This window comes from Microbacterium sp. Z11_20, from assembly GCF_057197605.1.
Genome location: NZ_JBXVOQ010000002.1, coordinates 580,617 through 606,704 on the forward strand (window position 1 = coordinate 580,617; position 26,088 = coordinate 606,704).

Here is a 26,088-nt window from a genome sequence, read left to right on the forward strand (position 1 = left end):
AACAAACGCGCGGTTTCGACAGTGAATCCGGCGTTTTGTGGCGACTCGACGGCGCTTAGAGCCGCTCGATGATGTAGTCGATGGAGCGGATGAGCTGGCGCACGTCGTCCGGCTCGATCGAGACGAACGTCGCGATGCGCAGCTGGTTGCGGCCGAGCTTGCGGTACGGCTCCGTGTCGACGATCCCGTTGGCGCGGAGGCTCGCAGCCACCGCGGCGGCGTCGATGCGCTCGTCGAAGTCCACCGTCACCACGACCGGCGAGCGGTCGGCCGGATCGGCGACGAACGGGGTGGTCACGGCGGAGGCCTCCGCCCATTCGTACAGGGCGGTGGATGACTCCGACGTGCGCGCGTGCGCCCACGTCAGCCCGCCGTTGTCGAGGATCCACGACAGCTGGTCATCGAGCAGCAGCAGCGTGGTCAGCGCCGGGGTGTTCAGCGTCTGCTGCAGGCGGGAGTTGTCCAGCGCGTTCTTCAGGCTGAGGAACTCGGGGATGTACCGGTCGGATGCGGCGATCCGCTCGATGCGCTCGATCGCGGCGGGGGAGACCACGGCGAACCACAGGCCGCCGTCCGATCCGAGGTTCTTCTGCGGCGCGAAGTAATAGACATCGGCCTGTGCGATGTCGAGGTCGATGCCGCCGGCCGCGCTCGTCCCGTCGATCACGGTGAGGGCGCCGGTGTCGCCCTGGACGCGCGTCACCGGGGTCGCGACCCCCGTGGAGGTTTCGTTGTGCGGCCACGCGTACACGTCGACGCCCTCGACGGGCTCGGCGACGGTCGCCGTGCCGGGCTCGACCTTGCGCACATCGGGAGCTTCCAGCCACGGCGTCTTCGCGGCGGCGGCGAACTTGCCGCCGAACTCGCCGAAGACGAGGTTCTGCGCGCGCCGCTGGATGAGGCCGAACGCTGCTGCGTCCCAGAATGCGGTCGACCCGCCGTTGCCGACGATCACCTCGTAGCCGTCGGGAAGGCGGAACAGCTCACCCAGGCGTCCGCGGACGCTTCCGACGAGGTTCTTCACGGCCGCCTGCCGGTGCGACGTTCCGAGCAGCGTGGCGCCGCGGGTGACGAGCGCCTCGAGCTGCGCTCCGCGGATCTTGGACGGACCGCATCCGAAGCGTCCGTCGGCGGGCAACAGGTCGCGAGGCAGATCAACGTGCGGCATGGCTCGATTCTACGGTGGCCGCGCCCCCGCCTCCGGCGCCCGGATCCCGGGCGCTCCCCGTTGGATAGGCTGGAAGTCCACCTGCTGAGCGCCGAGGAACCCCGCCCTATGACCGATCTCATCGACACCACGGAGATGTACCTGCGCACAATCCTCGAGCTCGAGGAGGAGAACATCGTTCCCCTGCGCGCACGCATCTCCGAGCGCCTCGGGCACTCCGGCCCGACGGTGTCGCAGACCGTCGGGCGCATGGAGCGCGACGGTCTGGTCGTGGTGTCGGAAGACCGCCGCCTCGAGCTCACCGATGCCGGACGCCAGAAGGCGGTCGACGTGATGCGCAAGCATCGCCTCGCCGAGCGGTTGCTCAGTGACGTGATCGGCCTGGACTGGGCCTACGTGCACGAAGAGGCCTGCCGCTGGGAGCACGTCATGAGCGAGCAGGTCGAGCGTCGCCTCGTCGAACTCCTCGGCCACCCCACCGAGTCGCCCTACGGCAACCCCATCCCCGGCCTCGACCAGCTGGGAGACCACCCGGCGAACACGTTCGAGCAGGGCGTGGTGGGCCTCGTGCGCCGGCTCAACGAGGCCGGAGAGCCCATCGTCGGAACCGTGCGCCGTCTCGCCGAGCCCGCGCAGGTGGATCCCGAACTGTTGCAGCAGCTCAAAGCGGCCGGCGTCGTCCCGGGTGCGCGGGGAGATTATCGGTTCAGCGAGGGCTACGTCCTCGTGCAGATGGATGGCATCGACGAGGGCCTCGAACTGCCGGTCGAAGTCGCCTCGCACATCTTCCTCGTCGACGAGAAGCGCTGAGCCTCCCCAGCCGCCTTCGGACATCGATTGTCCACAGGGTTTGTCGTCAGCGTGACTTATTCGTTACCTTCCGGTAGCGTTCATCCCGTCCACAGGTGAGAAGCCCACCGTCGGACCCCGCGCAGATTGCCTCTCTGGCTCGTCGTCTGCGGTGGGTTTACGCGCGCGATCGTGCCCTGACATCGAGTGCCGACGAGCCAGCGCTATGTGCGCGGAGGCGACGGAGGAACTATTGGCTGAAGAAATCGATTCGATCGGCTCTGCACCCGAGCAGAACCCGACCGACATGACGCGCCGAGGTCGAGTGCGCCCATCCGCTCGTGCGAAGGTGCGGCCCCCCGCCCGCGCGCCGCGGCCCGCGCGCTCGACGACGCCCCGCCCGATCCGTTCGGGTACGGCGACACCGCTCCGCAGCGCCGTGATCCTGACGATGGTCGCCGGCCTGATCGCCACAGTGGCGCTGCCCGCCTACGCGGCGTGGCAGCCCGAGGAGGAAGCGCGCACGCTGCAGCAGATCTCCGCTGACGACGCGCAGTCTCTCGTGGTCGCCTCGGACGCATCCGCGGAGCAGCTGCAGCGAAGCAGCTACGCCGCGACCACCGCGGAGGAGATCGAGAAGAAGAAGGCGGCCGAGGCTGCCGCAGAGCGCGCCCGCGCCGCCGCCGCCGCCGCCGCGGTCGCTTCGTCCTCCTCCTCGTCGTCCTCGGCGCGGCTGTCCTCGGTCGACCTCACGATGACCGCTCCGGGATCCGGGGAGGTCCGCTGGCCGCTGTCGGGGTTCAAGAAGGGCCGCGGCCTCGGCGACTCCGGCTACCACCAGGGCGTCGACCTGCTCGCCTCGTGCGGCACGCCGCTGTTCGCCGCCGCCGCGGGCGTCGTGCGCGTCTCGCAGGAGAGCTACGGCGGCTACGGCGTCGGCGTCACGATCGACCACGTCATCAACGGCCAGCGCGTGAACACGCTGTACGGCCACATGACCTACGGCAGCCGCGTCGTCCAGGCGGGTCAGACCGTCTCGGCCGGGCAGCTCATCGGCGTCGTCGGATCCACCGGCAGCTCGACGGCATGCCACCTGCACTTCGAAGTGCACGTCAACGGCCCGGTCGTCGACCCGTGGGCGTGGCTCGAGATGAACGCCAGCTGACACATCCGCCGAAGGCGGCGTGCGAGGAATCCGTTCCTCGACACGCCGCCTTTCGTTTTCCCCGGCGGCGATCCCCGGGCGTGTCGCGTGGGTTAGCCTGTCAGCGACGCTGAGAGAAAGCGGAGGTCGCCGATGGGCAGCACACCTCGCATCCGCACCACGGATGCGCTTGGCCTGCTCGTCCTTCGGCATCGTGGAATCGGATGCTGCGGCCCTGCCGCGACGTTCTGGCGCTGTCTGTGAAGACAGCGCCTTTTTCATAACCTGCGCTCCTTGATCCGTCGCACGTCGAATATCCGAGAATCCGTCCCGGCCATTCGAGAGGAAGCGGAATGCGCACACTGGTGCTCAATGCGGGCTATGAGCCGCTCGCCATCGTGTCGTTCAAGCGGGCCATCGTGCTCGTGATGGACGAGAAGGCCACCGTCATCGAGCGTGTGGAGGGCGACCCCGTGTGGGGGAACTCGGGGTGTTACGACCGCCCCGCGGTGATCCTCCTCACCCGCTACGTGCGGGTGCCGGGCGGGCGCCGCGTGCCGGTCACCCGAAGAGGCGTCCTGCGCCGCGATGGGCACCGCTGCGCCTACTGCGGCAAGACCGCATCCACGATCGATCATGTCCTGCCCCGCTCCCGCGGAGGCGCGGACTCGTGGGAGAACCTCGTCGCGTGCTGCCTGCGGTGCAACAACCTCAAGGGCGACCGCACGCCGCAGGAGATGTCGTGGGAGCTGCGGCTGATCCCGGGAGCGCCGCACGGGACGCAGTGGACGGTGCGCGGCACCGACCGGGCCGACCCGCGCTGGGAACCGTACCTGGCTCTGGCTGCCTGACCCGCTCCTCGCCCCCGACGCGAATGTCGGAAGGCGTTCGTATCTTCGAACCACAGGGATTGAGACCCTAGAACGAATGTTCTAGCCTGTGGGAGTGAGGGCGATCGTGCGAACCGAGGCGGAAGCGCTGAGTGACGTGCGTGAGCTGCGCGCACAGCTCGAACGGATGCAGGGCCGCCGTCTCGACGCGCCGGCGATGCCGACCCATCCGGCGTTCGCGGGACTCCTTCCCGGCGGCGGACTGCGCCCGGGCTCCGCTTACGCCCTCGCCTCCTCGACCGCGCTGCTGCTCGCGCTGATGGCGCGGCCGTCGCAGGACGGCGCGTGGTGCGCAGCCGTGGGCATGCCCGAGCTGGGCGTCGAAGCGGCCGAGCGCTACGGGCTCGATCTCGACCGGCTGGTCTTCGTGCCCGACCCCGGCCCGCGGTGGCTCGCGATCACCGCGACGATCGCCGAGGTGATGCCCGTGGTCGCCGTGCGCCCGCCCGCCCGGGTGACCGACGCCGACGTGTCGCGTTTGGCCGCCCGGCTGCGCGATCGTGGCACCGTCCTGCTCGTGCAGGGCTCATGGCCGCAGGCCGAAGCCGTGATCGACGTCGCCGACCCGCGCTGGGAAGGCCTGGGCGACGGGCACGGATACCTCGCCGGGCGCGAACTGACCGTGTCGGTGACCAGTCGCCGCTCCCCGTCCGCGCGGCGCGCCCGGATGCTCCTTCCCGCTGCCGACGGCACCGTGTCGCTACTCGGCGGCGCCGCCGCCCAGCGCCCCCGCCTGGAGGCGGTGCCGGAGCTGTCCGAGGTGAGGGCGGTGGGCTGAGTGCTCGCACCCGTACGCAGCCTCGTGCTGTGGTTTCCCGATTGGCCGGTCACCGCGCTCGCCCTGGACGCTGCCGCATCCGACCCCGAGGCGCTGAGCTCCGACGCAGCGGTCGCGGTGTTCGCGAACAACGTCGTCGTGGCGTGCTCGGAGGCCGCGCGCGCCGCAGGGGTGCGACGCGGCCAGCGACGGCGCGATGCGCAGGCGCTCAGCCCCGGGCTGATCGTCGTGCCCGCCGACCCTGCCCGCGATGCCCGTGCTTTCGCCCCGGTCGTCTCGCGGATCGAAGAGCTCGCGCCCGGCGTGCAGATCGTCCGCCCCGGGCTGTGCGCGCTGCGGGCGCGCGGACCCGCCCGGTACTACGGCGGAGAGGACGAGGCGGCCCGCACGATTCTGGCCGCCCTCGTCGCCGACGCGCTGACGTCGGTGCGCGCGGGCGTCGCCGACGGGCCGTTCACGGCCCAGCTCGCCGCCCGCGCCACCCGCCCGGACGACCCCGTGCGGATCGTTCCCCCCGGCGAGGCCGCGCCGTTCCTCGCGCCGCTGTCGGTGGCCGTGCTGCAGTCGGACGCAACCGGGTCCCCCGCATCCCGGGAGGCGGGGCTGCCGGAACTCCTGGCCCGGCTGGGGGTGCACACCCTCGGTGCCTTCGCGGCGATGGAGGCCGAGCGCGTGCGGGAGCGGTTCGGGGAGCAGGGGGTCCGGTTGCACGCGCTCGCCTCGGGGCGGGATTCCCGCCCCGTCGAGCCGCGCACGCCACCGCCCGAACTGCATCGCGAGGTGGCGTTCGAGCCGCCTCTGGAACTGGCCGAGCAGATCGCCTTCGGGATGCGGATCGCCGCGGACGAGTTCGTCACGGCGCTGGGCGAGCGGCGCCTGGTCTGTACGGAGCTGCGGGTCGAGCTCACCGGCGACCGCGGTGAACGCAGCGAGCGGGTGTGGCTGCATCCGGGGTCATTCGATGCGCCCGCCGTGGTCGACCGCGTGCGGTGGCAACTCGCCGAAGACGCGCAGAGCGTCCTCGGCAGCGGCGTGGCGCGCGTGCGCATCTCGCCGGAGGCGGTGGATGCCGCATCCCACCACGTCATCGGACTGTTCGGGGCGGGCCCCGAGGAACGCGTGCATCACGCCCTCTCGCGCGTGCAGGCGATGCTCGGCCACCGTGGCGTGCTCACTCCGGCCGTCGGCGGCGGACGCTGGCTCACCGAACGCCAGGTGCTTGTGCCGTGGGGCGATCGTGCGGTGGTGGCGAAGGAACGCGCGCGCCCGTGGCCGGGGAGCCTCCCCGACCCGTTGCCGACCACCGTCTACCCGCAGCCGCGGCCGGTGGAGGTCACCGATGTCGCGGGAGCGACGGTGACTGTGGGGGAGCGTGAGGTCATGAGCGCCCCGCCGGCCTTTTTCGCCGCCGGGGGGCGGCGCAGTCGCATCCGGTCGTGGGCCGGGCCGTGGCCGATCCGCGAGCGGGGATGGGATGCGGCACGCAGCCGCCGCGCGCACCGGTTCCAGGTGATCGACACCGACGGGGTGGCCTGGCTGCTCGTGGAGGAAGCGGGCGTCTGGACCGCCGAGGGCCGCTATGACTGACCCCCGCTCCCCGTCGACCCCCCGGTCCCTGAGCTTGTCGAAGGGCCGCCCCCAGCGCCTGTCGAACCTCCGGTCCCTGAGCTTGTCGAAGGGCCGGTGATGGGCTTCCACAACCCGCCGGTGCCGTGGTCGGAGATCGAACGCACCCTCAGCGACCGGCGCCGTCCGCGCCCCGTTCCCGCCGGAGCGGACGGCGGCGACAGCCCGGCGTGGTCGCACAAGCGCGGGCCCTACGTGCCCCCGGCCATCGAGCGTCCTGCCGACACCGTGCCGTACGCCGAACTGCACGCCCACTCGTCGTATTCGTTCCTGGACGGAGCATCCTCGCCCGAAGAACTCGCCGAGGAGGCCGAGCGGCTGGGGCTGCACGCCCTCGCGGTCACCGACCACGACGGCTTCTATGGCCTCGTCCGCTTCGCCGAGGCCGCCGAGACGCTGCAGCTGGGCACCGTCTTCGGCGCCGAGCTGTCGCTGAACCTGCCCGGCCCGCAGAACGGCGAGGCCGATCCGGTCGGCTCGCATCTGCTCGTGCTGGCCCGCGGGGAGGAGGGGTACCACCGGCTCGCCGCGGCGATCACGGCCGCGCAGTTGCGCGGGGCGGAGAAGGGCCGGCCGGTGTACGACCTCGACGACCTCGCCGAACGGGCCGGCGGCCCTCGCGATCCGCACTGGGCGGTGCTCACGGGGTGCCGCAAGGGCACCGTCCGCCGCGCGCTCGCCGACGGCGGCCCGGATGCGGCGGCCGCCGCCCTCGACCGGCTCGTCGGGCTCTTCGGTCCCGACGCCGTGCACGTCGAGCTGATCGACCACGGCAATCCGCTCGATTCGCGGGACAACGACCTCCTCGCCGCGCTCGCCGCCGAGCGGAAACTGCCGGTGCTCGCCACGAACAACGTGCACTACGCGGCCCCCGAGCGGGAACTCCTGGCAGCGGCCGTCGCCGCGGTGCGGGCGAACCGGGGACTGGACGAACTCGACGGATGGCTGCCGGCCCACGCCGGCGCTCATCTGCGCTCGGGCGCGGAGATGGCCCGCCGGTTCGCGCGGTATCCCGGCGCGGTGGCGCGCACCGTGACCCTCGCCGACGAGCTCGCCTTTCCGCTCCGCCGGGCCAAGCCCGCGCTGCCGAAGCAGACCGTGCCCGACGGGCACACGCCGATGTCGTGGCTGCGGCACCTCGTGTGGGAGGCGGTGCCGCGCAAGTACCCCGACCTGAAGCCGAAGGATCGCGACCGCATCGAGCGCGAGCTCGGGGTGATCGAGATGAAGGACTTCCCCGGCTACTTCCTCATCGTCTACGGCATCGTGCAGGAGGCCCGTCGCCGCGGCATCCTGTGCCAGGGTCGCGGGTCGGCGGCCAACAGCGCCGTGTGCTTCCTGCTCGACATCACCGCGGTCGATTCGATCGCGTACGACCTCCCGTTCGAGCGGTTCCTCTCGAGCCTCCGCGACGAAGAGCCCGACATCGACGTCGACTTCGACTCCGATCGCCGCGAGGAGATCATCCAGTGGGTGTACCGCGAGTACGGCCGTGACCGCGCCGCACAGGTGGCCAACGTCATCCAGTACCGGCCGAAGAACGCCGTCCGCGACATGGCCAAGGCGCTCGGGCACTCGCCGGGGCAGCAGGACGCGTGGTCGAAGCAGGTCGAGCGGTGGGGGGCGGCGCTGGACACCGGGGCCGATCACGACATCCCCGATCAGGTGCTGACGTACGCCACCGAGCTGCTCAAGGCGCCGCGGCATCTGGGGATCCACTCCGGCGGCATGGTGCTCACCGACCGCCCCGTGGGGGAGGTGGTGCCCATCGAGCACGCGCGCATGGAGAACCGCACGGTCATCCAATGGGACAAGGACGATGCCGCCTGGATGGGCCTGGTGAAATTCGACCTGCTGGGCCTGGGGATGCTGGCGGCGCTGCAGTACTGCTTCGACCTCATCCGCGATGCGACGGGGGAGAAGTGGGAGCTCGCGACGATCCCGAAGGAGGAGAAGGCCGTCTACGACATGCTGTGCCGCGCCGATTCGATCGGGGTGTTCCAGGTCGAATCCCGCGCGCAGATGGGGCTGCTCCCGCGCCTGCAGCCGCGGCGGTTCTACGACCTCGTCGTGCAGATCGCGCTCGTCCGTCCGGGTCCCATCCAAGGCGGGGCGGTGCATCCGTTCGTCCGGCGCAAGCTCGGCCAGGAGGAGGTGACCTACGCCCACGAGAAGCTCCGCCCGGTGCTCGAGCGGACGCTGGGCGTGCCGGTGTTCCAGGAGCAGCTCATGCAGATGGCCGTCGCGGTGGGGGATTGCACGGCCGAGGATGCCGACCTCCTCCGCCGGGCGATGGGGTCCAAGCGCGGCGTGGAGCGCATCGAGAAGCTCCGCGAGAAGCTGTACGCCGGGATGGCCCGCAACGGCCTCACCGGCGAGGTCGCCGACGGGATCTACGCGAAGATCCAGGCGTTCGCGAACTTCGGGTTCGCCGAATCCCACTCCCTCTCGTTCGCTCTGCTGGTCTATGCGAGCTCGTGGATCAAGCTGCACTATCCGGCCGCGTTCCTCGCCGGGCTGCTGCGCGCGCAGCCGATGGGGTTCTACTCGCCGGCGACGCTGAGCGCCGACGCGCGCCGGCACGGTGTCGAGGTGCGCCGCCCCGACCTGCGGCGCTCCGGCGTCCAGGCCACCCTCGAGCCCCGCGCGGATTCCGAGGAGATCTCGGGAATCGAGGATGCTGCGGACGGATCCGCTCCTCGATCCGCGCGATCTCCTCGGTTTTCGCGGGACGGGCGGCGGGTGGCCCAGGGTCCGGTCGCTGAGCCTGTCGAGCCGGGCGCGGATTCCGAGGAGATCTCGGGAATCGAGGATGCTGCGGACGGATCCGTTCCTCGATCCGCGCGATCTCCTCGGTTTTCGCCGGACGGGCGGCGGGTGGCCCAGGGGCCGGTCGCTGAGCCTGTCGAAGCGTCCGGACCGGCCGGACCGACCGGGCGGGATGCGTGCGCCCAGCGCGTGCAGCCGCCGGTGGGGAAGTTCGACCCGAAGGCTCCCGACGAGTCGGAGGCGCACCGGCGGGACGGGCGGTTCGCCGTGCGGCTGGGACTGGCCGGAGTCACCGGGATCGGCGCGAAGGTGGCCGAGCGCATCGTCGCCGAGCGGGAGGCGTCCGGTGACTATCGCGATCTGCGCGATCTCGTCCGCCGCACCGGGCTCACCGCCGCCCAGCTGGAGGCGCTGGCCACCGCGGGGGCGTTCGAGAGTCTGGGCGTCAGTCGCCGCGAGGCCATCTGGGTCTCCGGCTCGGCCGCGCAGGATCGTGCCGAGTACCTGCCCGATTCGATGGTGTCGGTGCAGCCGCCGCTTTTCCCCGACCCGACGAGCTACGAGGTGCTCGCCGCCGACCTGTGGGCGACCGGGATCTCGCCCGACGACCACCCGCTCACGCACTACCGTTCCCACCTCGACGCGCGGGGGGTGCTCACCTCGCGTGAGCTGCGCAGGCACGAGAGCGGCCGCCGTGTCGAGGTCGCGGGGCTGGTGACCCACCGTCAGCGGCCGGCCACCGCATCCGGCATCACCTTCCTCAACCTCGAGGACGAGCACGGGCTGGTCAACGTGATCTGCTCGGTCGGGTTGTGGAACCGGCACCGTCGCGTTGTGCGGGAGTCGCCGGCACTGATCGTGCGCGGCATCCTGGAGCGCTCGGTCGAAGGGGTCACCAACCTCGTGGCCGACCGGTTCGAAGATCTGCGCGTGGGGGTGACGCATATCTCGCGCGACTTCCGGTGACAGGCGCGGCTAATAGACTCGACGCGAAGGGCCCCCTCGCGGAAGGACCGACATGACCGACGCACCGCAGTATCCCCCGGGCTGGTACGCCGACCCGGACAACCCTTCCGTCCACCGCTGGTGGAACGGCTCGGCGTGGACCGACGCCCGCCAGCCCGCGGCCCCGTCCGCCGCCCCCGCGCCGACGTCAGCCGCGGCCCCCGCGGCCCCCGCGGCAGCGGCTGCGGCGTACCCGGCATACCCGCCCGCGACGACATATCCGGCCTACCCGTCGGCGCCCGCCACGGCCGCGCCGGAGCGTCGCGATATCCCGACCGAGACGCCGTGGATCTGGCTGATCGTCTTCCTGCCGCTGCTCACCTTCGTCCCGCTGTTCTTCATCGACTGGCGCGAGTTCCTCGAGGACAGCATCGAAGACTCCATGGAGTCGCCCTCCTCGGCGTGGGCGACCGGGCTCACCGGCGGCATCCTCGCGCTGACTCTGCTGGGCTACCTGATCATCGCCGCGCAGGTGGTCTTCGCCTACCTCGACTGGCGCACCCTGCGGGCGCGCGGCATCGACAAGCCCTTCCACTGGGCGTGGATCTTCTTCACCCTGGTGATCACCAACGGCGTGTACGTCATCGGCCGCGGCGTGATCCTGCGACGGCAGACGGGCAAGGGCCTCGCCCCGGTGTGGGCGTGGATCGCCGTCACGGTGCTCAGCATCGTGATCGGTCTCGTCTTCGCGGTGTACCTGATCAACGAGGTGTTCACCCTCATGAACACCTACGAGAACTTCTCGCGCCCCTAGGCGCGCCGGAGGAGGAACGATGACCGACGAACAGATCGACACGACCGTAAAGCCCTCGTCGAACGGATGCATCGACTGCGAGGCGAGCGGCAGTTGGTGGGTGCACCTCCGCCGGTGCACGGCGTGCGGGCATGTGGGATGCTGCGATGACTCGCCCTCCCGCCACGCCACCGCTCACTGGGAGAGCACAGGACACCGCTACATCCAGAGCTTCGAGCCCGGCGAGGACTGGTGGTGGGACTACCAGGAGCAGGCGACCATCGAGGGGCCCGAGTTGGCGCCACCGACGAGCCGCCCCGAGTCGCAGCCGTCCCCGGGCCCTGAGGGCCGGGTTCCGGAGGATTGGCGGCGACACCTGGCCACCCGCGCGCGGGCGGACTGAGCCCCCGCACAGCACGCGGGAGCCCCCGCGCACGCCTCCGGCGAGCCGCGTCAGGCCCGCTCGCGCAGGACGAGTGCCGCCGCGCCCAGCAGGGGGCTGTCGCCGCCCAGCTTCGCGCGGGTGATCTCCGGTCGGGCGAGGAACGGGAAGGCGGCTGTGGCGTCCCGCGCCTCGCGCACGAGGTCGATGTAGTCATCGGAGACGTGCGAGAAGCCGCCTCCGATCACGATCAGGTCGAGGTCGAGCAGCGCCGTGGCCGACGCGAGCGCGGAGCCGACCGCGGCGGCGCTCCGGCGCACGGCGGTGACGGCGATCTCCTGACCCTCGCGGTACGCGGCCGCGAGCTCTTCGCCCGAACGCCCGGTCCATCCCTGGTCGCGCGCCCAGCGCACGGTGTTGGGTCCGCTTGCGACGCGCTCCACCGTCGCATCCAGTCCGCGCACGCCCGGCGCGGTGAAGCCCGCGACCTCGATCTGACCGAGGTGCCCGGCGTTGCCGGTGCCTCCCAGGTACGGTGCACCGCGGGCGATGATGCCGCCGCCGATACCGGTGGAGACGATCATGCCCATCATCGTGTCCACGCCCTGCCCGGCGCCGCGCCAGTGCTCGGCGATCGCGATGCAGAGGCCGTCCAGGGCGAAGCGCACGGGGACCTCGCGAAGGTGCGGCGGCAGAGCGTGGCGGACGGCGTCCACGAGCGCGAACCCGGCCGCGTGGGGGAGGTTCACCGGGGCGACGGTCTCCCGCACGGTATCGATGGGGCCGGCGCTGCCGATGCCGACTCCGACCACCTCGGCGCCGGAGGGGAGGGCGGCCACCGCCCCGGAGATGACGGTCTCCACCGCGCGGGCGAGCCCCGCTCGGTCGCTCATCGCACCGGTGGCGGCGCGGGTTCGCGAGGCGGCGACCACGGTGCCGATGTCGTCCACGAGGCAGGCGTCGATCTTGGTTCCGCCGAGGTCGACGGCGATGGCGAAAGGCACGACCGAAGCCTACTGAAAGCCCATAACAACGAACGCATCGGCGCGTGCCGGGCCACCGCGCCCCGCCCCGTAATCTGAGCAGGTGAGCGGTGCCGTCGTACTGGGGGATCTGACGCCCCTGTCGTGGGTGGTGCTGGCCATCGGCGCGGTCGTCGTCGGGCTCTCCAAGACCGCCCTCCCCGGTGGGGGCACCATCGCCGTGGCGCTCTTTGCCGCGGTGCTCCCCGCGCGCGAGTCCACCGCGACGCTCCTCCTCCTCCTCATCGTCGGCGACATGCTCGCCCTGTGGGCGTACCGGCGCCACGCCCAGTGGCGCGCCCTCATCCGGCTGATCCCGGCGGTCCTGGCCGGCATTCTCCTCGGGGTGGCCTTCCTCGCCGTCGCCGACGACGGGTGGGTCCGCCGCGTCATCGGCGCGCTCCTCCTCGTGGTCGTCGCCGTGACGCTGTGGCGTCGGTGGGCTGCGCACTCGGTGGATCGCGCGTCGAGCGGGGGATGGCTGGCAGCAGCGGTCTACGGCACCCTCGGCGGATTCACCACCATGGTCGCGAACGCCGCCGGACCCGTCATGTCGATGTACTTCCTCGCGGCACGCTTTCCGGTGAAGCAGTTCCTCGGTACGGGCGCCTGGTTCTTCGCGGTGGTCAACATCGGCAAGGTGCCCTTCGCCGCCGGTCTCGGGCTGTTCTCGACCGACAGCCTGTGGATCGACCTGTGGCTGATCCCGGCGGTGCTCCTCGGCGGGCTGCTCGGCCGTCTTCTGGCCGGCCGCCTGCCACAGGTGGTGTTCGAGCGCCTGGTGATCGCGCTCACGATCGTCGGAGCGCTCTACCTCCTCTGGTGACGACCTCCGCTGGTGACGACGGCGCCACCCTGCTCAGGCCCGGCCCGGCTCATCGGAGGACGGCGGCCCGGCTCAGCGGGCGGTGGGCTCGCTCGCCTTGCGGGCGCGGCTGCGCTCGCCGCGTCGACGGCCCCACCGGGCGGCGAGGAACAGCACCACGCCGACGGCGAGCAGGATGGCCCCGAACAGCCACACGATGGGACGTTGCTGGGTGAGGAGCACGATGCAGGAGGCGATGCCCAGCACCGGAACGAACGTCCACACGCGGAAGTGGGGGTGCTCGACGGGGTCGCGACGCAGCACCAGCACCGACACGTTGGCGCTGAGGAAGACGATCAGCAGCAGCAGCACGACCGTTTCGGCGAGGGTGGCGAGGTCTCCGACGAGGGTGAGCAGCATCGCCACGAGGGTCGTGGCGACGATCGCCACCCATGGGGTCTTCCGCTTCGGCAGGACCCGCGCGAGGACGGCCGGCAGCAGACCCTGCTCGGCCATCCCGTAGGCGAGCCGGCTCGCCATGATCATCGTCAGCAGCGCACCGTTGGCGACGGCGATCAGCGCGATGAGGCTGAACAGCCATGAAGGGATGGCGACGCCGCTGGCCTCGACGACATCGAGCAGCGGTCCGCTGGATCCCTCGAGCTCGGCGGCGGGGAGCGCGATCGCACTGGCGAGACCCACGAGGACATAGACGACGCCGGCGGCGAGAAGAGCGGCGAAGAGAGCGCGCGGGAACGTGCGGGAGGGGTCCTTGACCTCCTCGATCACATTGGCCGACGTCTCGAAGCCGACGAAGGAGTAGTAGGCGATGATGGCGCCGGCGAGCACGGCCGAGCCGAAGGCGGCATCTTCGGGGAGTTGGGTGACGCGCGACACGTCGCCGCCTCCACCCCCGAGGAGGATGCCGACGACCACGATGACCAGCACCAGTCCGCTCACCTCGATCACCGTCATCACGAGGTTCGCCCCCATCGACTCGCGGATGCCGCGGGCGTTGAGGGCGGCGACGACGGCCAGGAACACGATGGCGACGGGAATGACCGGCAGGTCGATGAACGTCGTCAGATAGTCGCCCGCGAAGGCGATTGACAGCCCCGCGGCGCTGGTGACACCGGCGGCCAGCATGCTGAAGCCGACGAGGAACGACACGAGAGGGTTCTTGAAGGCGCGTTCGGCGAACACCGCCGCGCCTCCCGCCCGGGGGTACTTCGTCACCAGCTCCGCGTACGACCCGGCCGTGAGGAGCGCGAGCAGGAGGGCGAGGAGGAGTGGAGCCCACAGCATCCCGCCCACGCGCCCGGCGAGCACGCCCATCAAGGCGTAGATGCCCGCACCGAGCACGTCGCCGAGGATGAACGCGAACAGCAGCGGTCCGGTGATGCCTCGCCGCAGGCGCGTCGGCGGTTGCGTCTCAGTAGTCACCATCACAACCGTAGAAGCCGCCGGCCGGGCCGGCCGCGGCTTGACAGACCGCGCCGGACGGGAACACGACCGTCCCGAGCCCGCCTGCCCCGGCGCTAGCGTCCACCGCGGCCGTGGTCAAGACCTAGGTTCTCGCCCCGCACGCGGCGAAGCTGAACCGATCGTACGCGCCGTACCCGAGTGCGCTGCGAATCGGAGGAGAGGGCCTCGAGATGTTCGACATCTTCGTCACCGGAGCGCGCATGGCGACCACCGACGACGTCGCCGAAGCGCTGCTGGAGTACTTCCGCGTGCTCTCCGAGCAGGGCCGCACCGAGCTGGTGTCGTTCCCGGCGCTGCTGGACGGTCAGGCCGGCCAGGCGTGGGTCAGCCTCGGGGCCGGCGTCCCGCTCGTGGCCGTGCGATCCGAACCGGAACTGCCGCTCACGCTGGAGGGCGAGGAGCTGGCGGCCTGGAGCATCCGGCGCCGCGCTGCCGTCGTCGCCGGCCGCACGGCGGGTTTCGACTGGGACGAGGGGCGCTGAGAAGACCGACAGCGGTCAGGCACGCGTGTCATCGGCATTCGTCCGGGTAGCCAGCCCTTCGGCGTAGGCCTTCAGGGCCAGGTCGAATTCCCCGAGCTTGACCTGAATCTTCTTCATCATCGCGGGCGAGAGAGCAACGAGGAGCCCCGTCAGCTTCTCTGATTGCGCCAGCCTGGTGCGAGTGGGGCTCAACGCGGTGAGCGTGAATCGGTGATCGGCGTCCATCAGGCCCGGCAGGAGGAATCGGCTCGTCCAGCGGAGTTCCGCCTCGGGAGTCGCGGTGATAACCCGGACAGGGCCCTGTCGCGGCTTCCCGAAGCCCTCGTCAAGGGTCGCGCCGAGCAGAATCGTCTCTCCGGGCGCGACCACACCGGAGGCGTGGCGGAAATAGGGATTCCACCCGGGATACCTCTCGAAGTCGGTGAGGGCTTGCCACACGAGGCGAGCGGGCGCGTCGATGTCCACTGTGCTGGTCACGTCGGTCATGCGGGACTCTTCTCTTCGGGGGCGGGGGATCTCCTGCAGCGAGCGTAATGCGGCGCACAGCGCGCGAGGCATGGTGCCCGGCATTCGCCGCAGATTTCGCCCCATCCGGGCGAACATGCAGACAGCGGCACCGCACTGGGGTAGGGTCGAACCACGACGAGCATTCACGCGCGTCGGCTGTCCGGATGAGTATTCCAATGACGGACACCGCCCATCCGGGCAAAAATCCACAAACCCGCCCTCATCGCTGAACCGGGTTGCACGACTGAATCGACCTCTTCACATCTCTTCCTTGCTTTTATCCCCTGATCTTTCTCCTTCCCTGCTGACGTGGCTCAAGGCCGACCTCGACGTGTACGTCGGGCACTCGTCTGGCGAATACGCCGGGCACGTGACCATCGATGAGACCGAGTTCGCGGCCCACGACGCCGTCGGCCAGCCGCTGGGTGTCTTCGCCGCGCTGGTTCTCGCGCAGCGCTCGCTGGAAGACGCGCTCGGCCGCACCAGCGGCCACCCCCATCCTGGGCGACGTCGCCCCAAGTCTCCGCGATCTTTTCGTCGCGGTCATCGGGGTCGCCGTCGCGGCCCCTCTTTAAGAAAGAGAGATCCGATGGCATTCGGAACTGTTAAGTGGTTCAACTCTGAAAAGGGCTACGGCTTCATCGCACCCGAGGACGGCTCGCCCGACGTGTTCGCGCACTACAGCGCGATCGAGGGTGGCGGCTTCCGCTCGCTCGAAGAAGCACAGCGCGTCGAGTTCGACGTCGAGCGCGGCCCGAAGGGTCCCCAGGCCTCGAGCATTCGCCTCGTGTGACCTCAGGATGCGGCGGGCATGAAGCCCGCCGCATCCTTCTCATTTCGCGCTCCTGTGCAGTGACTGTGCATCCGCGCGTTGACACACAGCCGTCGGCTGTCCTTAGTATGGTCGGCAATAGCGGGCAGCATCCGCCCCCGCGTATCACATCAGCATGACCTTGGGTCTGGCTGGCTAACCCAAGGAGACCCTTGACCACTGTCACCCCCATACAGGCCACACTGGGTCCGGTCCGGCAGACGTATGCCACCCGTGAATCATTCCCTCCGGTCGCCAAGGCCTACACCCAGGTCTCGCAGGTGGTGAAAGAAATGGGTCTTCTCCGTCGTGCCCAGTGGTTCTACGCCCTGGTCGCCGCCGCCCTCGCGGTCGCGCTGGCCGGCGCCATCACCGGCTTCATCCTGCTGGGTGACAGCTGGTTCCAGCTCCTGATCGCCGCCGCGCTCGGCATCATCTTCACGCAGATCGCGTTCCTCGCCCATGAGGCCGCGCACCGCGTCATCCTCTCCACGGGTCCGGCCAACGACCGCCTCTCCCGCATCATCGGCCCTGCCCTCGTCGGCATGAGCTACTCGTGGTGGGACTCCAAGCACAGCCGGCACCACGCCAACCCGAACCGGGTGGGCAAAGACCCGGACATCGAGATCGACACGATCTCGTTCGTCGAGGACGACGCCCGCAAGGCGCGTGGTGTGGTCCGCTTCATCACCCAGCGTCAGGGGTGGCTGTTCTTCCCGCTGCTGACCATGGAGGGCTGGAACCTCCACTTCCTCGGCATCAAGTACCTCGTCACCACGCGTGAGCCCATCAAGGGCCGCTGGATCGAGCTCTCCCTGATCCTCCTGCGCCTGGCCGCGGTCATCGTGCCGGTCTTCCTTTTCCTGCCGCTCGGGTTGGCGATCGCCTTCATCTTCGTGCAGATGGCCGTCTTCGGCGTCTACATGGGTGCCTCCTTCGCTCCGAACCACAAGGGCATGCCGGTCATCGCACCGGACGCCCGCCTCGACTTCTTCACCAAGCAGGTGCGCACCTCCCGCAACGTGCGCGGCGGCTGGTGGGCGACCACCCTCATGGGCGGCCTGAACTACCAGGTCGAGCACCACCTGTTCCCGAGCATGGCCCGCCCGTACCTGTCACGCGCCCGCGTGATCGTGCGCGAGGCGTGCGAGAACCTCAACGTGCCGTACACCGAGACGAGCCTCATCCAGTCGTACGGCATCGTCATCAAGTACCTCAACGAAGTCGGTCTCGCCGCGCGCGACCCCTTCGACTGCCCGACGCGTCAGCAGATCCGCGGTATCTGACCCGGTAGGCGAACGCCCCCTTCCCGACGCACCGCGTCGCGGGAGGGGGCGTTTCTTCGTTGACGCTGCGCTAGCGTGAGCCTCGACAGACGAGGCACGCTTTCCCGGGAGGGTGATGCAGCATGGCGAAGACAGGGTCGTCCGACGGACTGAGCACGGAAGAGCGCGAGGCGGTCAAGCAGCGCGCGAAGGAGCTCCGGGAGCAGGAGAAGGCCGGCAAGAACCGGGCCGCGGGGGAGAAGGCGGTTCTGGATGCCATCGCCGATCTCGAGCCTGCGGACAAGAGCCTCGCCGAGGGTCTGTACACGGTGGTGAGCGAAGTCGCCCCCGACCTGGTGCCGAAGACCTATTACGGCATGCCCGGATTCGCCAACGCGGAGGGCAAGATCGTCGTCTTCATCCAGCCGGCGCTGAAGTTCAAGACGCGTTACGCGACGATCGGCTTCGAAGACAAGGCCGATCTCGACGACGGCGACATGTGGCCGGTCGGTTTCGCCGTGCGCGCGTGGACACCGGCCGTCGAGGCGCGAGTGACCGAGCTCGTCCGCAGCGCGGTCGGCCCGGCGCGCGCCTAGCCCCTCGCGCCACCTCTCGCGTGCCGTCCGTGCCGCTGGATCGGCAGCGGGCCGGTCACGCTCCGCTCGTCGCTCCAGCATTGGATGCCGGTGACCTCGGGCAGCCGATCGCGCGTGAAGACGGGGTCTCGTCCTTCGCGCCGCTGCTGCGTGTAGTCACGCAGCAGCGCGAAGGCAACGCCGGAGAGCAGGCCGATCGCGACGAGGTTCACCAGCGCCATCACGCCCATGATCCCGTCCGCGGTGTTCCAGATGAGGTCGGCGGATGCGATCGACCCGACGAAGACGACGGCCACGACCAGCACGCGGTAGATCGTGAGCACGCGGCGGCTGGAGGAGATGAACTCGATGTTGGACTGGCCGTAGTAGTAGTTGCCCAGGATCGAGCTGAACGCGAGCAGGAAGATGATGATGCTCAGCAGCACGTTCGACCATTCGCCGAGGTTGCCGACGATGGCCTCCTGGGTCAGCCCGATCCCGCGCGTCGCGCCGGCGAGGTCGGGGGTGGAGACCAGGATGATGGCGGCGGTGATGGAGCAGACCAGGAACGTGTCGAAGTAGACGCCCAGGGTCTGCACGAGCCCCTGCTTCACCGGGTGGGTGACGGCGGCACTGGCGCCGGCGTTGGGAGCTGACCCGAGGCCCGCCTCGTTGGAGAACATTCCGCGCTTCACGCCGGTCATGATGATCACCCCGAGGGTGGCGCCGACCACCTCGTTGAACCCGAACGCCTGCGTGAAGATCGACGCGAACGCCTCGGGGAGACGTTCGATGTTCATGCCGACGATCACGAGGCCCAGGAGGAGGTACCCCAGCGCCATGGCCGGAACGACGGCCTGGGTGACGCTGGCGATGCGGCGGAGGCCGCCGAAGACCACCAGGCCGGTGATCGCGGACAGGGCGATGCCGATGACCCAGGGGATCCACGTCAGGTCACCGCCGAAGCTCGACGACACGGTGGCGCTGATGGTGTTGGCCTGCAGCGAGCTGAAGGCGAAGGGGAAGCAGACCACCAGGATCACGGCGAAGACGATCCCCATCCACCGCGCCTTGAGGCCGTACTGCATGTAATACGCCGGGCCGCCGCGGAAGCCCTCCTCGTCGCGCACCTTGAACAGCTGACCGAGCGTGGATTCCACGAAGCTGGATGCTCCGCCCAGGAACGCCATCGCCCACATCCAGAACACCGCGCCGGGGCCGCCGATCGCGATCGCGGTGCCCACCCCCGCGATGTTGCCCACCCCGACCCGCGAGGCGGCGGAGATCGTGAACGCCTGGAACGCCGACACCGACTGCGGCTCGCCGTTCTCATCGCGTGGAGTTGGGTTGGTGAGCGTACGGAACATCTCGGGAATGAGCCGGAACTGCACCACCCCGGATCTCACGGTGAAGTAGATGCCGAGGACGGCGAGGACGGGCAGCACCGCCCAGGTCCAGAGGAAATCTCCCCCGGTGAGAACCGTGTTGTTCACCGCGTCCATCACGTCACCGTAACCTGCACGTACCGGTAGGACGGCTGCCGCACCCGCTCCACCCAGCGGTAGGTCAGGGCAGACACGCCGCGGAGGGCGGCACCGGCGATTCCGGCGAGACGAGCGAGCATGGGCCCATTGTCCGCAGGCGCCGCCGCTGTGGCGCCCCCCCTTCGCCGCCGCCGGGGCGACGGGCTACGATGCCGACGCCCGGCATCGCGATTCCTGCGCCGTTAGACTGGCCCAGGCGCGTCGGGAAGTCTGGTCGACACTTCCCTTGTCGACCAAAGCCCTAGGTGGAAACCGATGACGCACGAGACTCCTGGATCCCCCCCGCCCGCGTTCCCCCGCCGCGGCAGCTACGCCGAGGCGAGCCGCATCGGGACGCTCCTGCGGAAGGAAGCCGTCGGCGGCATGCTCCTCGTCGCCGCGGCCGCCATCGCGATCATCTGGGCGAACACCCCCTTCGCCGACGTCTACTTCGCCGTGCGCGACTTCAGGATCGGGTACGCCCCGTGGCACCTGGAGCTCTCCCTCGGCGCATGGGCGGCCGACGGACTCCTGGCGATCTTCTTCTTCCTCGTCGGCCTCGAGCTGAAGCGCGAGCTCGTCGTCGGCGACCTGAGGGAGTTCCGCACCGCGGTGGTTCCCATCGCGGCCGCCGCCGGCGGAGTCGTGGTCCCCGCTCTCATCTATGTGGCCGTCGTGTGGCAGGCGCCCTCGCTCCTGGCCGGCTGGGCGATCCCCGCCGCCACCGACATCGCCTTCGCCGTCGCGGTGCTGGCCCTCGTCGGCTCGCACCTCCCCAGCCCGTTGCGCATCTTCCTCCTGACGCTCGCCGTCGTGGACGATCTCATCGCGATCGTCATCATCGCCATCTTCTACACGAGCGACATCGAGCTCCTGCCGCTCGTCGCCGCTGCCGTGACGGTCGCCGTGTACGGGGTGATCGCGCAGCGTTACCAGAAGCTGTTCCACCTGAAACCTGCTGCCGCGTGGCTGATCCTCCTCCCCATCGGCTTCGTCGCGTGGGCGTTCATGCACGCCTCCGGGGTGCACGCGACGATCGCCGGCGTCGCATTGGCCTTCACCATCCCGGTGCGACAGCCCAAGGGCGCGGCACTGACGTCGCGCGAGGGGGGACTCGCGGAGGTGTTCGAGCACCGCTTCCGACCGCTTTCGGCCGGCTTCGCCGTGCCGGTCTTCGCGTTCTTCGCCGCCGGCGTCGCCATCGGGGGAGTGGACGGCATCGTCCGCGCCGCGACCGACCCCGTCACCATCGGTGTGGTCGCGGGCCTCGTGCTGGGAAAGCCCATCGGCATCGTCCTCACGACGCGCATCCTCACGGCCGTCACCCACGCGCGCCTGGATCCCGCGCTCCGCTGGATCGACCTCATCGGCGTGGGTATTCTCGCCGGCATCGGCTTCACGGTGTCGCTGCTGATCGCGGAACTCAGCTTCGGCCCGGACAGCGTGCACAATGACGACGCCAAGATCGCGATCATGATCGCCTCGGTCATCGCGTCGCTGGCCGCATCCGTGATCCTGCTCGCGCGCAACCGCGTGTACAAACGCGTGGCGGCGGAGGAGAGGCGGGATGCGGATGCGGACGGGATCCCCGACGTGTACCAGCGTCCCGAGCGGCCGGGCGGCGGCACAATCTGACGCGGTTTCGGCGGCGCAGGATGCAGGGTGCCTGGATTTTTCCTGGCGCGCAGCGCAAATAGCAAGGGGGCAGCGAAGATTCGTGCCGCCTGGTTAGCTCCCTGAGGCACATCTCGTGCCCGACGTACGCGATACGACAGTCACATTAAAGGACATACCCATGAGCACCACAACCCCCAGTGCCCGCAACTCCCGCCTCTCGACCGAGACCAAGGCGGCCTTCAAGACCACTGAGTTCATCGCCTACGTGGTGATTCTCGTCGCGATGTTCATCGCGTCCATCGTCGTGGACAGCAACGAAGACGGCCAGGGCTTCGGCGCCTCCGAGGTGTGGCTGTACGCCACCCTGCTGACCATCGGTTACATGATCAGCCGTGGCCTGGCCAAGTCGGGCAGCCGCGAGTTCTACGACCGCGACGACCGCGACGCGCGCACCGGTCGCTGACTGACCCCCAAGAGTGACCGGAGGGGGAGACCCCTCCCGGAAACGCTGTGATCGAAGGCCCCCTGCCACGCAGGGGGCCTTCGTGGTTCAGCGATCCGACCGGGTCGTCTCGTCGGTGCCGCGATCGCGGCCGTCGCCCCGCGTGCCGTCGCCCCGCACGAGCGGGTCGACCTTGTCGGCCTTCCGCAGCGTCTCGGCCTGTTCTTCCCGACGCTTGGCGGCCTCTGCCGCGTGCTCGTCGATGTCGGCGGCGCGGCGCTGCGCCTCCATGTCGGCCTGAGCGGCGCGCGCCTTCGCCCGCTCCGACTCGGCCTGGGCCTGAGCCGAGTCGGCACGGGCCTGCGCGACCTCCGCCTCGTGCTCGCGTGCGCCCAGGTCGGCCTGGCGGGCCTCGGCGCGCAGCTTCTGGGCCTTCTCGTGCTGCGCCTGCTGCCGGCGCTCGCGGCGTCCCTTCGCGGTGACCGCCAGCACGATGCCGACGATCACCAGCACCACGACGATGGCCACAATGATCCAGATGACGGTAGACGTATCCACGGTCTCTCCCTCGAGTGCGGCGCAGAACAATGGTTCGGCGCATCCTCTGCAAGGAAACCGGAGAGCCGGCGATTGCGCGTCCCGCTTGCCGTGCGAGCGGGACTGCGCTAGCCAGGCCGGCTATTGGTCCGCGGCGGCCCCGCTGAGTATTGTCACGGTAACGGGGATGAACGCAGCTGATCACGGCGAGGAGCGGCGGAGATGGAGCGAGCGGGGGGAACCGTCGCACTCACGGGTGGGACGAGTGGAATCGGGCTCGCTCATGCGCGCGGCGACGAGCTGATGCGGTGGACGTGGGATCAGTTGCGCCCGTTCGGCGTGACAGCGAGCTGACCTGTGCCTGACCCGGAGCAGCCTCATCGACTCGCGCTCGTCACGGGCGCCACCGGCGCGATCGGATCGGCGGTGTCCCGCCGTCTCGTCGCTGAAGGCGTGGGCGTTGCCCTTCTCGCGCGCAACGCCCGTCGACTCGAGAGGCTCGAGCAGCGGCTCGACGCCTCCGATCTGACGATACGTGTGCGAGCGGACGTGACCGAGCCCTTCGACCTGGTCGAGGCGCGGGATGCTGTCCGCTCCCGGTTCGGCGCGGATCCCGACCTGCTGGTGGTGAGCGCGGGAGTGTTCCTTGCTTCCTCGTTCGAGAACGCGATTCCCTCCGAGTGGGCGACCATGATCAGGACCAACATTCAGGGAGTGCTCCAGACGGTCCAGACGTTCACAGACGGTCTTCTCGCCGCCGGAGACAACGGACAACCGGCCGACATCGTTCTCATCGGATCAGCCATCGCCGAAAATCGCACCACCGCCTTTGCGGTGTACTCGGCCATCTCGGCAGCGGTCACGCAGCTGTCGAAACACCTCCGCGACGAGTTCGGGGGACGAGGGGTCCGCGTGCATCACGTCGCTCCGTACTACGTGACGTCACAGATCGGCTCCGACATGGCGGAATCGGCGGTGTTCGAGGAGGTGCAGTCGTTGTTCGACGACTTCGAGTCCATCGACCCAGCCTCCGTCGCCGACCTGGTGTGGTTCATGACGTCCCTCCCGAGGCGCGTGAACCTCGCGGAGGCCACCATCCGCGCGGCCAAGAGCTGACATGCCTCTTCTGAGTGCGGCTCGCTGGCGGCGCATTGCATCATCGGAGAGTGCGGGCGCGATCGCGCTGCTCTTCGCCACGGTACTGGCCATCGCGTGGGCGAACGTGTCCCCGGAGAGTTACGACGACTTCTGGCACACGGACATCGGGATCAACGTCGGTAGCTCCGCTCTGGAATTGTCATTGCAGCACTGGGTCAACGATGCCGTGATGGTTCTGTTCTTCTTCCTCGTGACCCTGGAGGTGAAGAAGGACTTCGTTTTGGGAGACCTCCGAGACTGGCGTCAAGCAAGCCTGCCCATCATCGCCGCAGCGTTCGGCCTTGCGGTGCCGGCTGTGCTCTTCGTGCTCATCACCAGAGGGACCAGCGATGTGGGCGCGTGGGGTGTCGTCATCTCCACCGACACCGCCTTCGTCGTGGGCATTCTGGCGGCGTTCGGCTCCCGTCTGCCGGTGCAGTTACGCGTCTTCCTGCTCACGATGGCCGTCGTCGACGATGTCGGCGCGCTCGGCGTGATCGCGGTCGTGTACACCGACCACCTGGACCTGGTCTGGCTCGTCGTGGCGGGCGTGGTCTCCGCGGGCATCTGGGTGGCGCAGCGGGCACGGGTGTGGCGCGGTGCGGTTTATGCCGTGCTCGGTCTCGTCCTGTGGTTCGCCATCTACCAGTCAGGTGTGCACGCGACTATCGCAGGTGTCGTCCTGGCCCTGCTCCTACCGGTCTTCCCCCCGAAGCGAGATCAAGTGGACCGCGCCGAGACACTCACTCAGGGCTTCCGCCGAACCCCCGATGCCGAGAAGGGACGCGCCGCCGCGGAGGGGATTCTTCGCTCCGTCTCGGTGAACGACCGGTTGCAGCTGGCCCTGCGCCGCGTCGTTGCCTTCGTCGTCGTTCCGATCTTCGCGTTGGCGAATGCCGGCGTGCAGATCACCGCCGAGTCGCTGCAGCACGCCTTCACGTCCACGCTCACGTGGGGCGTGATCATCGGGCTCGTCGTCGGCAAGTTCTTCGGAGTCACGGGATCCGTCCTGCTCGCTCGACGCCTGCGCGTCGGCCGTCTCGCGCCGGCGCTGCACGCGCGTCACATCACCTCCGGATCGCTCCTCCTCGGCATCGGGTTCACCATCTCGCTGTTCATCGTCGACCTCGCCATCGAAGACCCGGTCGCGCAATCCGACGCGCGTATCGGGATCATCACCGCGTCCCTCGTTGCTGCGCTGTCGGCGACCGCTGCGCTGTGGCTCACTTCGCGATACGACGCAGCACATGCGGCGCCGCGCACGCAGCTCGTGCGCGCGGTCGAGCCCGATCGCGACCATGTGGCGGGGCCGATCGACGCGCCGTACTCGCTCGTGGAGTACGGCACCTTCGGCGGGCTCGATGACCTGAGTACCGAAGAGATCATCGACGACGTGCTGGCGGACTTCGGCGATGACATCGCGTTCGTCTTCCGCCACCTCCGGCCCGACGCCGAGGGCGCACCGGAGCAGACGGGAGAGGCGCTCGAGGCGGTGGCGGCGCAGTCGCCGCGGCTGTTCTGGGCGATGCGGAGGGAGCTCAATCGTATGAGTGAGGACAGTTCGCTCGACTCGCAGGCGATTCTCCGGGCCACCGTCAATGTCGGGGCGAACCTGTCGCGGGTCGAGAACGACCTGCGACGAGGGGCGCGGCGGTCACGCGTGCAGCAGGACTACCTGGATGCCGAGAGCATGGGTCTGACCGAGGGGCCGGTGCTCTTCGTCAACGGGCTCATCTACTCCGGCCCTCTGGAAGCCGGCGCCATCGCGGCCGAGCTGAGGGCCACCGCAACGGCAGTGGGTGAGGACTCGGCAGCACGTCGCGCGGGATCGCTCGGCGACACAGCCGACGACGAAACGGCCGGCGCCTCGTGAGCGGGCGTGGCCCGCACGTCATCAGCGGGGGAGCGTCGGGGATCGGGCTTGCGCTCGCGCACCGCCTTCTCGGGCGGGGAGAAGGCGTCGTGATCGTGGACCGCCTCGAGCGCCCGGACGCGCTCGCGGACGACTCGATCCGCTACTTCGTGCAGGATGTCACCGACCACGAGGGTGTCGCGGATGTCGCGGCGCGCCTCCTCGACGAGTTCCCGCGCATTGCCTCCGTGACTGCGGCAGCCGGGCTGGGCCATTCCCAGCGGTTCGAGGAGACGCCGGTCGCCGATTGGTCCGCCGTCCTCGATACCAACATCGCCGGCACCATCGGCCTCGTCCAGGCGCTGATCCCCGGACTTGCGCGGGAGGCCGCAGAGTCGGGCGTTGCCGATGTCCTGACCATCGGCTCGCTCGCGGACGAGAACTCCTACGACGGCTCGACGCTATACGGCGTGACCTCCGCAGCCCTGAAGATGTTCGCGACGCATCTGAGGAAGGAGCTGCGCCCGCAGCGCATCCGCGTGGCCAACCTGGCACCGGGATATGTGCGCTCCTCGTGGGCGGAGGGCCTCACCCTGAACGCGGAGGACTACCAGCGCCTCGGGCCCGACCTCATCACCGTCGACGACGTCGCGGAGATCATCGACTTCGTTCTCCGGCAGCCCCCCGGCGTCGCGCTGCACGACCTGGTTGTCGCTTCCACCAAACAGGGCTGGGGCTGACCGC

At 69.6% G+C, this 26,088-nt stretch carries 26 protein-coding genes; 18 read left to right on the forward strand and 8 right to left on the reverse strand.

Translation table 11 applies throughout. The annotated features are described in order from the left end of the window. Nucleotides 1–55: 55 nt before the first annotated feature. Nucleotides 56–1,168, reverse strand: a complete 1,113-nt coding sequence (gene serC / locus AC2DFQ_RS07845; RefSeq protein ID WP_484508618.1) for a phosphoserine transaminase — start codon at nt 1,166–1,168, stop codon at nt 56–58. A 108-nt stretch (nt 1,169–1,276) separates the two neighbouring features. On the opposite strand from serC, the gene AC2DFQ_RS07850 reads away from it, so the two are divergent. The 8 genes from AC2DFQ_RS07850 to AC2DFQ_RS07885 all read left to right on the forward strand — a co-directional run bounded on the left by AC2DFQ_RS07850 (nt 1,277) and on the right by AC2DFQ_RS07885 (nt 11,305). Next, nucleotides 1,277–1,978 (forward strand): iron-dependent transcriptional repressor DtxR, encoded by a 702-nt coding sequence (locus tag AC2DFQ_RS07850; RefSeq protein ID WP_484508619.1) that lies wholly within the window; start codon nt 1,277–1,279, stop codon nt 1,976–1,978. Between the two features lie 418 nt (nt 1,979–2,396). Beyond that, nucleotides 2,397–3,122, forward strand: a complete 726-nt coding sequence (locus AC2DFQ_RS07855) for a M23 family metallopeptidase (RefSeq protein ID WP_484533501.1) — start codon at nt 2,397–2,399, stop codon at nt 3,120–3,122. A 332-nt stretch (nt 3,123–3,454) separates the two neighbouring features. Then, complete coding sequence (locus tag AC2DFQ_RS07860; RefSeq protein ID WP_484508621.1) at nt 3,455–3,952, forward strand: HNH endonuclease; 498 nt, start codon at nt 3,455–3,457, stop codon at nt 3,950–3,952. A gap of 94 nt (nt 3,953–4,046) precedes the next feature. Continuing rightward, nucleotides 4,047–4,769: a hypothetical protein gene (locus tag AC2DFQ_RS07865; protein WP_484508622.1), complete on the forward strand. Its 723-nt coding sequence runs from the start codon at nt 4,047–4,049 to the stop codon at nt 4,767–4,769. Further along, nucleotides 4,770–6,356 carry a DNA polymerase Y family protein gene (locus AC2DFQ_RS07870; protein WP_484533502.1) on the forward strand — a complete coding sequence of 529 codons (1,587 nt, stop codon included), beginning with the start codon at nt 4,770–4,772 and terminating at the stop codon, nt 6,354–6,356. It begins immediately after the preceding gene. 99 nt (nt 6,357–6,455) lie between these two features. Next, nucleotides 6,456–10,130 (forward strand): error-prone DNA polymerase, encoded by a 3,675-nt coding sequence (locus AC2DFQ_RS07875; protein WP_484533503.1) that lies wholly within the window; start codon nt 6,456–6,458, stop codon nt 10,128–10,130. 52 nt (nt 10,131–10,182) lie between these two features. Further along, entirely contained in the window at nt 10,183–10,923 is a 741-nt protein-coding gene (locus tag AC2DFQ_RS07880; RefSeq protein WP_484533504.1) for a DUF2510 domain-containing protein, read from the forward strand. A gap of 19 nt (nt 10,924–10,942) precedes the next feature. Continuing rightward, on the forward strand, nt 10,943–11,305 hold the full coding sequence (locus AC2DFQ_RS07885; protein ID WP_484508626.1) for a UBP-type zinc finger domain-containing protein: 363 nt from the start codon (nt 10,943–10,945) through the stop codon (nt 11,303–11,305). Between the two features lie 50 nt (nt 11,306–11,355). Here AC2DFQ_RS07885 and AC2DFQ_RS07890 read toward each other — a convergent pair whose 3' ends face one another. Further along, complete coding sequence (locus tag AC2DFQ_RS07890) at nt 11,356–12,288, reverse strand: ROK family protein (RefSeq protein ID WP_484533505.1); 933 nt, start codon at nt 12,286–12,288, stop codon at nt 11,356–11,358. A gap of 82 nt (nt 12,289–12,370) precedes the next feature. Here AC2DFQ_RS07890 and AC2DFQ_RS07895 point away from each other — a divergent pair, with 82 nt between their 5' ends. Continuing rightward, entirely contained in the window at nt 12,371–13,132 is a 762-nt protein-coding gene (locus AC2DFQ_RS07895; RefSeq protein WP_484533506.1) for a sulfite exporter TauE/SafE family protein, read from the forward strand. 72 nt (nt 13,133–13,204) lie between these two features. Here AC2DFQ_RS07895 and AC2DFQ_RS07900 read toward each other — a convergent pair whose 3' ends face one another. After that, nucleotides 13,205–14,557: an APC family permease gene (locus tag AC2DFQ_RS07900; RefSeq protein ID WP_484508629.1), complete on the reverse strand. Its 1,353-nt coding sequence runs from the start codon at nt 14,555–14,557 to the stop codon at nt 13,205–13,207. 209 nt (nt 14,558–14,766) lie between these two features. Between AC2DFQ_RS07900 and AC2DFQ_RS07905 the strand changes: the two genes are divergently transcribed. Continuing rightward, nucleotides 14,767–15,078, forward strand: a complete 312-nt coding sequence (locus AC2DFQ_RS07905) for a hypothetical protein (RefSeq protein ID WP_484508630.1) — start codon at nt 14,767–14,769, stop codon at nt 15,076–15,078. Nucleotides 15,079–15,093: 15 nt separating this feature from the next. Here AC2DFQ_RS07905 and AC2DFQ_RS07910 read toward each other — a convergent pair whose 3' ends face one another. Together AC2DFQ_RS07910 and AC2DFQ_RS07915 are read right to left on the reverse strand one after the other, a co-directional pair. Next, on the reverse strand, nt 15,094–15,564 hold the full coding sequence (locus AC2DFQ_RS07910) for an SRPBCC family protein (RefSeq protein WP_484508631.1): 471 nt from the start codon (nt 15,562–15,564) through the stop codon (nt 15,094–15,096). A gap of 298 nt (nt 15,565–15,862) precedes the next feature. Then, nucleotides 15,863–16,078 (reverse strand): hypothetical protein, encoded by a 216-nt coding sequence (locus AC2DFQ_RS07915; protein ID WP_484533507.1) that lies wholly within the window; start codon nt 16,076–16,078, stop codon nt 15,863–15,865. A 96-nt stretch (nt 16,079–16,174) separates the two neighbouring features. Here AC2DFQ_RS07915 and AC2DFQ_RS07920 point away from each other — a divergent pair, with 96 nt between their 5' ends. The 3 genes from AC2DFQ_RS07920 to AC2DFQ_RS07930 all read left to right on the forward strand — a co-directional run bounded on the left by AC2DFQ_RS07920 (nt 16,175) and on the right by AC2DFQ_RS07930 (nt 18,257). Beyond that, nucleotides 16,175–16,378, forward strand: a complete 204-nt coding sequence (locus tag AC2DFQ_RS07920) for a cold-shock protein (protein WP_135068062.1) — start codon at nt 16,175–16,177, stop codon at nt 16,376–16,378. 191 nt (nt 16,379–16,569) lie between these two features. Further along, complete coding sequence (locus AC2DFQ_RS07925) at nt 16,570–17,682, forward strand: fatty acid desaturase family protein (RefSeq protein ID WP_484508634.1); 1,113 nt, start codon at nt 16,570–16,572, stop codon at nt 17,680–17,682. 122 nt (nt 17,683–17,804) lie between these two features. Continuing rightward, nucleotides 17,805–18,257: an iron chaperone gene (locus tag AC2DFQ_RS07930; RefSeq protein WP_484508635.1), complete on the forward strand. Its 453-nt coding sequence runs from the start codon at nt 17,805–17,807 to the stop codon at nt 18,255–18,257. On the opposite strand, the gene AC2DFQ_RS07935 is transcribed toward AC2DFQ_RS07930, so the two are convergent. Together AC2DFQ_RS07935 and AC2DFQ_RS07940 are read right to left on the reverse strand one after the other, a co-directional pair. Beyond that, complete coding sequence (locus AC2DFQ_RS07935; RefSeq protein WP_484533508.1) at nt 18,254–19,738, reverse strand: alanine/glycine:cation symporter family protein; 1,485 nt, start codon at nt 19,736–19,738, stop codon at nt 18,254–18,256. The genes AC2DFQ_RS07930 and AC2DFQ_RS07935 overlap by 4 nt on opposite strands. After that, nucleotides 19,738–19,860 carry a hypothetical protein gene (locus AC2DFQ_RS07940; protein ID WP_484533509.1) on the reverse strand — a complete coding sequence of 41 codons (123 nt, stop codon included), beginning with the start codon at nt 19,858–19,860 and terminating at the stop codon, nt 19,738–19,740. Before AC2DFQ_RS07940 ends, AC2DFQ_RS07935 begins: the two co-directional genes overlap by 1 nt. Before the next feature lie 175 nt (nt 19,861–20,035). Here AC2DFQ_RS07940 and nhaA (AC2DFQ_RS07945) point away from each other — a divergent pair, with 175 nt between their 5' ends. Both nhaA (AC2DFQ_RS07945) and AC2DFQ_RS07950 read left to right on the forward strand, forming a co-directional pair. Next, nucleotides 20,036–21,394 carry a Na+/H+ antiporter NhaA gene (gene nhaA, locus AC2DFQ_RS07945; protein ID WP_484533510.1) on the forward strand — a complete coding sequence of 453 codons (1,359 nt, stop codon included), beginning with the start codon at nt 20,036–20,038 and terminating at the stop codon, nt 21,392–21,394. 160 nt (nt 21,395–21,554) lie between these two features. Further along, entirely contained in the window at nt 21,555–21,839 is a 285-nt protein-coding gene (locus AC2DFQ_RS07950; RefSeq protein ID WP_484533511.1) for a hypothetical protein, read from the forward strand. An 87-nt stretch (nt 21,840–21,926) separates the two neighbouring features. On the opposite strand, the gene AC2DFQ_RS07955 is transcribed toward AC2DFQ_RS07950, so the two are convergent. Next, nucleotides 21,927–22,376, reverse strand: a complete 450-nt coding sequence (locus AC2DFQ_RS07955; RefSeq protein ID WP_484533512.1) for a hypothetical protein — start codon at nt 22,374–22,376, stop codon at nt 21,927–21,929. A 336-nt stretch (nt 22,377–22,712) separates the two neighbouring features. Between AC2DFQ_RS07955 and AC2DFQ_RS07960 the strand changes: the two genes are divergently transcribed. From AC2DFQ_RS07960 to AC2DFQ_RS07970, 3 genes are read left to right on the forward strand one after another with little or no spacing between them, the layout of a single operon-like run. Further along, nucleotides 22,713–23,471, forward strand: a complete 759-nt coding sequence (locus tag AC2DFQ_RS07960; RefSeq protein ID WP_484533513.1) for an SDR family oxidoreductase — start codon at nt 22,713–22,715, stop codon at nt 23,469–23,471. A 1-nt stretch (nt 23,472) separates the two neighbouring features. Beyond that, nucleotides 23,473–25,365: a Na+/H+ antiporter NhaA gene (nhaA, locus tag AC2DFQ_RS07965; RefSeq protein ID WP_484533514.1), complete on the forward strand. Its 1,893-nt coding sequence runs from the start codon at nt 23,473–23,475 to the stop codon at nt 25,363–25,365. After that, nucleotides 25,362–26,084, forward strand: a complete 723-nt coding sequence (locus tag AC2DFQ_RS07970; protein ID WP_484533515.1) for an SDR family oxidoreductase — start codon at nt 25,362–25,364, stop codon at nt 26,082–26,084. The genes nhaA (AC2DFQ_RS07965) and AC2DFQ_RS07970 overlap by 4 nt, the downstream gene beginning before the upstream one ends. The last annotated feature ends 4 nt before the right edge of the window (nt 26,085–26,088 follow it).